At 36.0% G+C, this 10722-nt stretch carries 8 protein-coding genes and 1 riboswitch; of the genes, 3 read left to right on the top strand and 5 right to left on the bottom strand.

Annotated features, from left to right (window positions below):
* The first annotated feature begins 474 nt into the window (after positions 1–474).
* The gene (gene nagE / locus V7014_RS19245; RefSeq protein ID WP_335509352.1) at positions 475–1929 is read left to right on the top strand and encodes an N-acetylglucosamine-specific PTS transporter subunit IIBC; all 1455 of its coding nucleotides are present in this window, start codon (positions 475–477) and stop codon (positions 1927–1929) included.
* A 126-nt stretch (positions 1930–2055) separates the two neighbouring features.
* A complete protein-coding gene (locus tag V7014_RS19250; RefSeq protein WP_335509354.1) occupies positions 2056–3372 on the top strand; it encodes a hemolysin family protein in 1317 nt (438 codons plus the stop codon).
* Positions 3373–3412: 40 nt separating this feature from the next.
* Here the strand turns inward: V7014_RS19250 and V7014_RS19255 are convergent, their stop codons facing one another.
* The 5 genes from V7014_RS19255 to V7014_RS19275 are packed head-to-tail and all read right to left on the bottom strand — an operon-like array spanning position 3413 to position 7766.
* Positions 3413–4486, bottom strand: coding sequence for an ABC transporter substrate-binding protein (locus tag V7014_RS19255; RefSeq protein WP_335509356.1), 1074 nt, complete (start codon positions 4484–4486; stop codon positions 3413–3415).
* Positions 4483–5286 carry an ABC transporter permease gene (locus V7014_RS19260; RefSeq protein WP_335509358.1) on the bottom strand — a complete coding sequence of 268 codons (804 nt, stop codon included), beginning with the start codon at positions 5284–5286 and terminating at the stop codon, positions 4483–4485. The genes V7014_RS19255 and V7014_RS19260 overlap by 4 nt, the downstream gene beginning before the upstream one ends.
* Positions 5273–6085 carry an ABC transporter permease gene (locus V7014_RS19265; RefSeq protein WP_335509359.1) on the bottom strand — a complete coding sequence of 271 codons (813 nt, stop codon included), beginning with the start codon at positions 6083–6085 and terminating at the stop codon, positions 5273–5275. The genes V7014_RS19260 and V7014_RS19265 overlap by 14 nt, the downstream gene beginning before the upstream one ends.
* Positions 6075–7181 carry an ABC transporter ATP-binding protein gene (locus V7014_RS19270; protein ID WP_335509361.1) on the bottom strand — a complete coding sequence of 369 codons (1107 nt, stop codon included), beginning with the start codon at positions 7179–7181 and terminating at the stop codon, positions 6075–6077. Before V7014_RS19270 ends, V7014_RS19265 begins: the two co-directional genes overlap by 11 nt.
* A 42-nt stretch (positions 7182–7223) precedes the next feature.
* The gene (locus tag V7014_RS19275) at positions 7224–7766 is read right to left on the bottom strand and encodes a helix-turn-helix domain-containing protein (RefSeq protein ID WP_335509363.1); all 543 of its coding nucleotides are present in this window, start codon (positions 7764–7766) and stop codon (positions 7224–7226) included.
* Positions 7767–8047: 281 nt separating this feature from the next.
* Positions 8048–8249: riboswitch (cobalamin riboswitch) on the top strand.
* Between the two features lie 155 nt (positions 8250–8404).
* Here V7014_RS19275 and V7014_RS19280 point away from each other — a divergent pair.
* The gene (locus V7014_RS19280; protein ID WP_335509365.1) at positions 8405–10651 is read left to right on the top strand and encodes a ribonucleoside-diphosphate reductase subunit alpha; all 2247 of its coding nucleotides are present in this window, start codon (positions 8405–8407) and stop codon (positions 10649–10651) included.
* The last annotated feature ends 71 nt before the right edge of the window (positions 10652–10722 follow it).

A 10722-nucleotide genomic window follows, 5' to 3' on the forward strand; every position in this document is an offset into this window, starting at 1 on the left:
TATGATAAAAACGAAAGGTCAAGCTAACTATTTTAGAAATTTTTTACAAACATTCATCAGATTTATAATTATTTGAATTATTTTAATAATATTAAAATAATATTATTTACATAAAAACCCACTTGACTTACCACAATATATGTAAACTTCATACTTTTTCCTTAAAAAAATCTTTCTTGCAAGCGATTATTATCACAACAATTACCTACATTTCAAAATTATTCTTTCACAATATAGACATAATAAATCACTAACAAATCGGTCTATACCACTAATTATCCTGATATAATAAAAAACGCACAAAAAATATGTTTATATTGCTTAAAGATTATTTTTAGTAATAATTTCAAACATCTCTTAAAGTAATTCTAATGTTATTAATTCAAACGAGCTTGCAAGAAATTATTAATTTGCGCGAATTTAATAGCATGATGTTACTTGCTTGTAGCAAACATTAAAGGAGGAATTTCCATTATGATGAAGTATCTTCAAAAACTTGGTCGTTCACTGATGTTACCAGTAGCGGTATTACCCGCGGCTGCTATATTAATGGGTATCGGTTATTGGATTGACCCAACTGGTTGGGGTGCAGACAGCCCAATCGCTGCTTTCTTAATTAAATCTGGTGGCTCACTTATCGATAATTTACCAATCCTATTCGCTGTTGGGGTAGCCTTGGGTATGTCGAAAGACAAGGATGGTTCATCTGCGCTTAGTGGTTTAGTTGCTTATCTAGTAATTACTACTTTACTCAGCACAGATGTAGTAGCAATGCTACAAAGCATTGATCCAGAAGCAGTAGATCCTGCTTTCGCTAAAATCGGCAATGCCTTTGTTGGTATTATTTCAGGTATCGTTGCATCAATTATGTACAACAAATTTAGTGATACCAAATTACCAGATGCTTTAGCATTCTTTAGTGGTAAGCGTCTCGTACCTATCATGACAGCGGTTTCGATGTTAGTTGTTTCTGCTATCTTATTCTTCGTATGGCCAATCGTATTCTCTGGCTTAGTTAACTTCGGGGAAGCAATCAGTAAATTAGGTGCTTTGGGCGCTGGTCTTTACGGATTCTTCAACCGTTTATTAATTCCAACGGGTTTACACCATGCATTAAACTCTGTATTCTGGTTTGACGTTGCAGGTATCAATGATATCGGTAACTTCTGGGCAAGTACAGGTGAAAAAGGTGTAACTGGTATGTATCAAGCTGGTTTCTTCCCAGTTATGATGTTCGGTTTACCTGCAGCTGGTTTAGCTATGTACCACACAGCTAAATCATCAAGAAAGAAACAAGCAGCATCATTATTCATCGCTGCTGGTTTTGCAGCATTTTTCACTGGTGTTACTGAGCCACTTGAATTCGCATTCATGTTCTCTGCACCAGCATTATACTTTGTACATGCTGTATTAACAGGTCTTTCTTTAGCAATCGCTGCTCTATTCCACTGGACCGCAGGTTTCGGTTTCAGTGCGGGTCTTGTAGACTTTGTTTTAAGTTCAAGATTACCACTAGCTAACCAACCATACATGTTATTAGTTCAAGGTCTTGTATTCGGTTTAATCTACTACTTCTTATTCCGTTTCTTAATCGTTAAGTTCAACTTTAAGACTCCAGGTAGAGAAGATGGAGATCCAGAAGACGATAACAATGAAGAAGCTACTGATCAGAAATCTGGCAATGAAAAATTCGCTAAGATGGCTGCTGTAATCTATGATGGTTTAGGTGGAGACGAAAATGTTATTTCTGTAGACAACTGTATTACTCGTCTACGCTTAGAAGTAAAAGATATGGATAAAGTAGATAAAGAAAAAATTAAATCTACTGGCGTACCAGGAATCAACGTTGTTGGTGCAACAAGCATCCAAGTAATTGTTGGTACACAAGTTCAATTTGTAGCGGATGAAATTGAGAAAATCCGTAAATAATTAGTAGAGCTAATTAAATAAAAAGGCTAAATCGTTATATGATACGATTTAGCCTTTTTTTGAACAACAAAATACCTTTTCAATCTTATACAATAATAATAAAAAGAACCGGTGGTGATGAAAGCTATGGATTCTTCCTGGTTAATTGATTTTTCAACCGTACTATTACTTATTCTGTTTAACGGTATTTTCGCTATGACGGAACTAGCTCTCATATCTTCAAATCCTTCTAAATTACAGTATGAAGCTAACCGGGGTAAACGAAGTGCCAAGCTAGCACTTCATTACTTAAAAGATCCTACTGATCTTCTCTCAACCGTCCAAGTAGGTATCACATTAATCGGTGTTATTAATGGGGCATTCGGGGGAGCTCGCCTATCTGCCCCCCTTGCTGAAATATTAAGCGGATTAGGGTTAAGCGGAGAATATGCATATTCAGTAAGTTATATCATTGTAGTCACACTTATCACATATCTCTCGTTAATTATTGGTGAACTTGTACCAAAACGAATTGCGATCGTCGCTCCTGAGCGCGTTTCTATGGCTGTCATTTCAAGTATGAATGCTTTTTCTAAAGTGATGCGTCCATTTATTTGGATATTGTCTAAATCAACTTTGTTTTTATTTAGCTTCCTCGGCTTAAAGCAAGAACATTCAACTGAAGAAGCGGAATTCGAAATTAAACAATTGCTTTCAAAAGGAGCACAAGAAGGTGCTTTTGAACACGATGAAGTTCAACAAGTAGAGCGTGTTTTTGCCTTTCATGACCAACGGGCTTATGAATTGATGCGACCACGTACGACACTAGAATGGATTGACATAGAGGATCCCATTGATGAAATTTCACAGTCTATTAAGAATAGTAAACATAATAAACTACCTGTAGGTCGCGGAAGCTTAGATGATTTCGTAGGTTTCATTGAAGTTCGAGAACTCTTAACTAAACTACCATTACAGCAAAAGCAAGATTTAATGACAAAACTGAAACAGCCATTAGTTGTTCCAAGAGCAATGGATGCCAGTATCGTCCTACAATTGATGCAAAAAAACAGAAGTGGTATTGCATTCATCCTAGATGAGTACGGAGGCTTTCTCGGATTGATTACCCTTTTTGATATTCTCGAGGCAATCGTTGGAGAAATTCCTGTTGAAGAAGAACAACCTGAATTAGTATTACGTCATGACGGAACATTCCTAGCAGATGGATTATTACATATTGATGATTTGAAACGAGCTCTTCAATTGAAACAGCCATTACCTGATGAAGACCGATCCTCCTATCATACTGTAGCCGGGTTGCTCATTTATTTACTTGGTGACTTACCCGAAAGAGGTAGTCGTGTTACCTGCCAAGGTTACTCATTTGAAGTTGTTGACTTAGACGGAAAACGAATTGATCAAGTACTTATCGAACCTATTGTTAAATCAGATGCTATGAAATAAGAAAAGCTTCAATGGATTCTTTTCCCATTGAAGCTTTTTGTTATTTACTATGCATTTTAAATTCTAAAAACAGCTCATTATAATAAGCCAAATTACGTTTACCTAAGTTCTCGTAAACCTCTAGTTTTTCTGTCAATTCAGGGCCAGGATAGAAACGTTCATCACCAGCTACTTCTTCTCCCAAAATCTCTAGTGCACCAACATTAGGTGTCGAGTATCCAACATAATCCGTGTTTTGAGCGGCATTTTCTGGATCAAGCATGAAATTGATAAATGCATGGGCACCCTCAATATTCTTTGCCGTTTTCGGAATAACAATGTTATCAAACCACAAGTTAGAGCCTTCTTTTGGCACTACATATTCTAACTTTTCGTTTTCATACATAATTTCAGAAGCATCACCAGACCATACAACTCCAACAGAAGCTTCCTCATTGGCCATTAACATTTTTATTTCATCACCAACGATCGCTTTCACATTTGGTGTAAGTGTATCTAGCTTCTCTTTCGCTTCTTGTAAATGCGCCTTGTTAACATCATTTAAAGAATAGCCTAAAGTATTAAGCCCCATACCCATTACTTCCCGAGCTCCATCAACTAGTAGGATTTCATTTCGTAAATCTTTATCCCACAGATCATTCCAACTTGTAATTTTCTTTCCACCTAACTGCTCAGGATTATAAACAATTCCTACTGTTCCCCAGAAATAAGGAATCGAATACTTATTTTTCGGATCAAATGATAAATCTAAAAAGCGTTTATCAATATATTTCAAATTCGGAATCTTACTATGATCAATTGGAAGCAACAAGTCTTCTTCTTTCATCTTTGAAATCGCGTATTCAGAAGGAACCGCAATATCAAATGTTGTTCCACCTTGTTCAATCTTCGTCAACATCGCTTCATTTGAATCGAACGTTTGATAAATAACTTTATATCCTGTTTCTTTTTCAAACTTCTCAATTAGTTTTGGTTCAATATAATCTCCCCAGTTATATACAGTTATCGTATTATCACCAGAATAGCCTTCTGATGCATTCAATCTATTAATCCAAAATAACAGACCGAACGAAACGACAAAAACGAGAATAAATACTTTTGTGATCGACTTCATTTTCTTATACTCACTCCTTTCGAACGGTTATTGCGTTGATTAATGAAGTAATAACCGATTACTAATACAATTGTGAATAAGAAAATAAGCGTCGATAACGCATTGATTTGTAACGAAATACCTCTTCTTGCTAGAGAATAAATTTCAACTGAAAGTGTTGAGAATCCATTACCTGTTACGAAGAATGTTACCGCGAAATCATCTAACGAATAGGTTAATGCCATAAAGAAACCAGCAAATATACCTGGCGTAATAAACGGAATAACAACTTTCGTTAAGACGTTCCATTTACTTGCACCTAAATCAAGGGCCGCATCAATTAACGTCGCACTCATTTCTTGTAACTTTGGTAATACCATAATAACTACAATTGGAATACTGAAAGCAATATGTGAAAGCAATACAGAAGTGAAGCCTAATTTAATTCCAATCATTGTAAAGAGAATTAGGAATGAAGCACCAATAATAACATCAGGACTAACAATTAATACGTTATTAAGCGATAGCATTGTATTCTTCATCTTAATATTCTTTACGTACATAATCGATAGTGCACCTAACACACCGATAATTGTCGAAATTGCCGCTGATAAAAGAGCAATTACCAAAGTATTTAACACAATAATAAGAAGCCGAGTATCTTGAAGTACCTCTTTATAAAAATCCAAAGTGAAACCTTCAAAGCCTGACATGTCGCCACCGCTATTAAAGGAGTAAAACATCAGATAGAAAATCGGCGCGTATAAAATGATAAATACAATTGCCAAATAAATAGTAGATAGCTTACTATTTCTTTTCAATTTTCATCCCTCGCTTCCGATTTCCAGTAAGAATCATGATGATAAACATAATAATGATTAAGAATACAGCGATTGTCGCTCCCATTCCCCAGTCTTGTGTTACAAGGAAATGTTGTTCAATTGCCGTCCCAAGCGTAATTACTCGGTTACCCGCAATTAATCTTGTGATCATGAATAGCGATAACGCCGGGATGAATACAGCTTGACACCCTGCTTTAACTCCATTTAGTGTCAAAGGAAAAACAACACTTCTGAACGTCGTCCAACTTGAAGCACCTAAATCTAATGATGCATATACAAGTGAAGGATTCATTTTCTCTAACGCATTGAAAATCGGCAAAATCATGAACGGAATAAAGATATATACAGAAACAAATACAAAGCTAAAGTCCGTAAATAGAATTTGTGTATTTCCAATACCAATCACTTCTAGAAAAGCATTAATTGGTCCGTATGTTCCGAAAATACCCATGAAAGCATATGCCTTTAATAAAAGATTAATCCATGATGGCAAAATAATAAGTAATAACCATAACTGCTTATGCTTTGTTTTTGTTAATAAATATGCTGTTGGATAGGCCACTAATAAAGCAAAACCAGTGATTAAGAAAGCATACCAAAATGAACTAAGCGTCATTTTCAAATAAACAGGTGTAAAGAATTTCTGATAATTAGCAAGTGTAAATCCACCTTCTATATCAATAAACGAGAAGTACAACACTAAAACAATCGGCGCAATTACAAACAATAACATCCATGCGTAATATGGAATCGCATATAATATTCGATTACTCTTCATGGTCTGCCTCTTCGTATGCCTCGATACGTGCATCAAACTCTTCTTCTGTTTCACCTGGAGCCATTACATGAATTGCTTCTGGCTCGAAAAATAAGCCGATTTCTTCACCTACTGTAGCCTTCTTCGTTGAATGGACAAGCCACTCATTACCATCGCTGTCATAACAAGAAATTTCATAGTGAACGCCACGGAATAATTGTGTATCTACTTTCACTTGAATTTTTCCTTTTTCAGGTGTCGTAATTTCTAAATCTTCTGGTCGGATTACGATTTCAATCGCTTTATTTGGACTTAATCCTCCATCCACGCATTCAAAGCGCTTGCCAGTAAATTCAACTAAATAATCTTCAATCATTCGCCCTTCAACGATATTCGATTCACCAATAAAGTCAGCAACAAAGCGGTTAATTGGCTCATCATAAATATCTAATGGTGTACCACTTTGTTCAATATTACCACTATTTAGAACGAAGATTTCATCACTCATCGCTAACGCTTCTTCTTGGTCGTGGGTAACGAAGATAAACGTAATCCCTAATCTACGTTGTAATTCTCGAAGCTCATATTGCATTTCCGTACGCAGCTTCAAATCTAGTGCAGATAGTGGTTCATCTAGTAAAATTACTTCTGGTTCATTAACAATCGCTCTAGCAATTGCCACACGTTGTCGTTGACCACCTGACATCTCACTGATTTCTCGATTCTCATAACCAGCAAGGTTTACGAAGCGAAGTGCTTCTTTTACCTTTTGGTCGATCGCGCTATTATTCATTTTCTTAATTCGTAAGCCAAATGCAACATTTTCATAAACATTTAAATGTGGAAACAGTGCATAATCTTGGAATACTGTATTTACTTGGCGTTTATTCGCAGGAATATTGTTCACCAGTTTACCATTAATATAAATATCTCCCTCAGACGGGCTCATAAATCCAGCAATTAATCGCAGAATGGTTGTCTTTCCACAGCCCGAAGGTCCAAGTAGCGTATAAAACTTCCCTCTTTCAATTTCAAAACTAACATTGTTCAATACAGGTGGGTCATCATCAAATTGCTTTGTTACGCCCTCAAAGCGAATAATAGTTTGTTCTGTCATGTCTGTCTCCTTTATCATTATTCCCCATTAATGTAGGTTTTTCTATAAATAAGAATCTGTTGCTACAAGTATCAATTGCGATTTCCCAGTATATTCATTTACAATTTGATGCTCATCTGAAGCTCCAAAGTAAATCGCCTCTCCTGCTTTAGCATAGTATTCTCTTTTTCCTAAGTTTACTTTTATCTTACCTTCTAAGACGTAGCCAAACGTTTCAGAAAGGGATGGCTCAAATACTTTAAATTCACCTTTTTCTTCAAAAGTGAGAATAATCGGCTCCATTTCTTTCTCATTAGACTCTGGCACAAGCCATTGAATATGATATCCTCTCTCTTCATCTTCAAAGCATGTTTGATCTTCTTCACCATAGACCACCTTTTGAATATGATCTTCTTCATTAAAGAACTCCTTTGGTGAACAACCTAATACTTCAATAATATTGAAAAATGTCTCTATGGACGGTGAACTTAAATCTCGTTCCAACTGGGAAATATAACCTTTACTTAAATCTGTACGCTCACCTAATTCTTCCTGCGTAAGACCTTTTTTCAGTCGTAAATTTTTTATTTTCCTACCGATTTGCATGATTGTATAACCTCAATCGTGTTTAAAGTTAGTAAACTTCCAGTAACTATTGTTTACTATTACATTACTTTAAGTTTACTTTTACCACTAGATATTATACAAGATTTATCAAAAACTGCAATAGAAAAATCTCAATTTGTTTAATATATTTTTTGGTAATAATGATCCTTATTATTTAAATATTTTTTTGATAAAATGCAGATGTATTATGTTTGTTAAAAGCTAATAGATATGGTAGTATTAAACACAACATTTAGTATTTACCAAACAAAACAAAACTATATATTGTGTTTAAAAGTGGTGTCCTATTTTAGGACTTAATAGGGAATTCGGTGAGAATCCGGAGCTGTTCCCGCAACTGTAATTGCTGACGATAGAATGAAACCACTATATAGAGAAGATGATTGTTGATCTTCATATATGGGAAGGCATTCGTGTAGGATGAAGCATAGCCAGGAGACCTGCCACCTTTAACTAATTGTTTCTTTCTTCGGGGATTGAGAGTTGAAACGACTTTTTATAAAGGAATTCTCCTTATATATTTGTATGTCGTTTTAAATCCGCTCCTATAGGTAGCGGATTTTTTTATGCTCTTATTCTAAGTATTAATAATTGAATGAAAAAGGAGAACAGATGAAATGATTGAATTAGAAAAAAACGAAACATACGAAAATATTTACAATGAACTACGACAATTACGTACAGCATTTCCTAAGCTTCCTATTCACCTTCTTGAAGAGAAGCTAGAACCATTAGTAAAGCATTACAATGATGAGCCAACAATCTATCAACAAATTATTCTAGAAGCTCTTTCTTATGTTTCAACAGAAGAACCTGAATGGAGCAATGCGGCTTCACGTTTGTATATACAAACACTCTACAAAGAAGCTAGCATCAATCGAAATTACGATGCAAAGCAACGATACGGCTCTCTCTTTGAGCTACTCAAGCTTTTAACAGAAAAGAATATTTATCATAAAAGTTTATTAGAGAGCTATACGCCACAAGAAATTGAAGAAATCAGTTTTTATATCATCCCTGATCGCGATTATTTATTCACTTACATTGGTATTAAAATGCTAGCTGATCGCTATTTGGCAAGAAGTCATCAAGGACTAGTATTCGAACTGCCACAAGAACGTTTTATCATCATTGCTATGACCTTAATGAAGGATGAGCCTCAAGAAAAACGTTTGCACTATATTCAAGAAGCCTATTGGGCAATGAGCAGTCTTTATATGACGACGGCTACTCCAACGCTATCAAATGCTGGAAAAACATGGGGACAACTATCTAGCTGCTTCATTGAAACAGTGGACGATAGCCTAGAATCAATCTATGACAGCAACACAGATATTGCTACCCTTTCAAAAAACGGAGGAGGCATTGGTGTGTATTTAGGCAAAATCCGTTGTCACGGAAGCGATATTAAAGGATTTAAAGGAGCTTCTTCAGGAGTTATCCCTTGGATGAAGCAACTAAATAATACAGCAGTGAGTGTAGATCAACTCGGACAACGGCAAGGGGCAATTAGTGCTTATCTAGATGTATGGCACAAAGATATCTTTGCCTTTTTAGATGTCAAATTGAACAACGGTGATGAGCGTATGCGTACACACGATTTATTTACAGGTGTGTGTATTCCCGATGTTTTCATGGAGCAAGTGGATGCACGAGGAGATTGGTATTTATTCGATCCACATGAAGTGCGCAAAGTAATGGGCTACTCATTAGAAGATTTTTATGATGAAGAAAAAGGGAGTGGTTCATTCCGCATTAAATATGAAGAATGCATCAACCACCCTACCCTCTCAAAAGAAAAAGTGGCGGCTATTGATATTATGAAGAGCATTATGAGAAGTCAATTAGAAACAGGCACACCATTTATGTTTTACCGAGATGAGGTTAATCGCAAGAACCCTAACTCTCATATAGGAATGATATACTGCAGTAATTTATGTACGGAAATAACACAAAATCAAAGTGCAACCCTTCGAATTGAAGAATATGTGAAAGACGGACATATTGTAACGGAGAAAATTCCTGGCGATTTCGTTGTATGTAATTTATCTTCCATTAATCTTGCGAAAGCAGTAACTGATGATGCACTAGAAAGACTTATCGCTATTCAACTACGTATGCTAGATAACGTCATCGATTTAAATACAATTCCTGTTCTTCAAGGAGCTTTAACAAATCAAAAATACAGATCAGTGGGAATGGGTACGTTTGGATGGCATCACTTACTCGCTTTAAAACAAATCAAATGGGAAAGCGATGAAGCAGTCACCTATGCAGATGCATTATATGAACAAATTGCTTTCTATACTATTCGTGAGAGTATGATGCTTGCGAAAGAAAAAGGACACTACCCGGGGTTTACTGGTTCTGAATGGGAAACAGGTGCTTATTTCACGAAAAGAGGGTATAACAATAATGACTCTGAGCTTGATTGGAAATTGCTACAAGCAGAAGTAGCTAAGAACGGCCTAAGAAACGGCTATTTATTAGCCGTTGCACCTAATGCTTCTACAGCTCTCATCGCCGGAAGCACACCTAGTATTGACCCAATCTACAAGAAACAATACTCAGAAGAAAAGAAAGATTATCGTATTCCTGTAACAGCGCCTGATTTAAATGCGACAACGACATGGTTCTATAAATCCGCGAATACAATTAATCAATCCTGGAGCATCAAACAAAATGCAAAACGACAAAAGCACGTCGACCAAGCAATTTCATTTAACTTATATATTCGTAACACAATTAAAGCAATTGAGCTATTAAATTATCACCTAGAAGCCTGGGAAAGCGGCTTAAAAACAACCTATTACGTCCGATCCACCTCCTCGGAAATAGAAGAATGCGAATCATGTTCTAGTTAAGAACAAAAGCGCAGAGCGCCCGTTCAACGCCGTATGAACTGGAGCACTTCGTACGAGATAAAGGAAACACG

The sequence above is a fragment of the Bacillus sp. JJ722 genome (assembly GCF_036963345.1).
GTDB lineage: Bacteria > Bacillota > Bacilli > Bacillales > DSM-1321 > Bacillus_AD.

Bases quoted from the DNA above. Each gene is read 5' to 3' on its own strand.
- V7014_RS19255 (WP_335509356.1), bottom strand. From the start codon at position 4,486: ATGAAGTCGATCACAAAAGTATTTATTCTCGTTTTTGTCGTTTCGTTC.
- nagE (WP_335509352.1), top strand. From the start codon at position 475: ATGATGAAGTATCTTCAAAAACTTGGTCGTTCACTGATGTTACCAGTA.
- V7014_RS19265 (WP_335509359.1), bottom strand. From the start codon at position 6,085: ATGAAGAGTAATCGAATATTATATGCGATTCCATATTACGCATGGATG.
- V7014_RS19275 (WP_335509363.1), bottom strand. From the start codon at position 7,766: ATGCAAATCGGTAGGAAAATAAAAAATTTACGACTGAAAAAAGGTCTT.
- V7014_RS19250 (WP_335509354.1), top strand. From the start codon at position 2,056: ATGGATTCTTCCTGGTTAATTGATTTTTCAACCGTACTATTACTTATT.
- V7014_RS19270 (WP_335509361.1), bottom strand. From the start codon at position 7,181: ATGACAGAACAAACTATTATTCGCTTTGAGGGCGTAACAAAGCAATTT.
- V7014_RS19280 (WP_335509365.1), top strand. From the start codon at position 8,405: ATGATTGAATTAGAAAAAAACGAAACATACGAAAATATTTACAATGAA.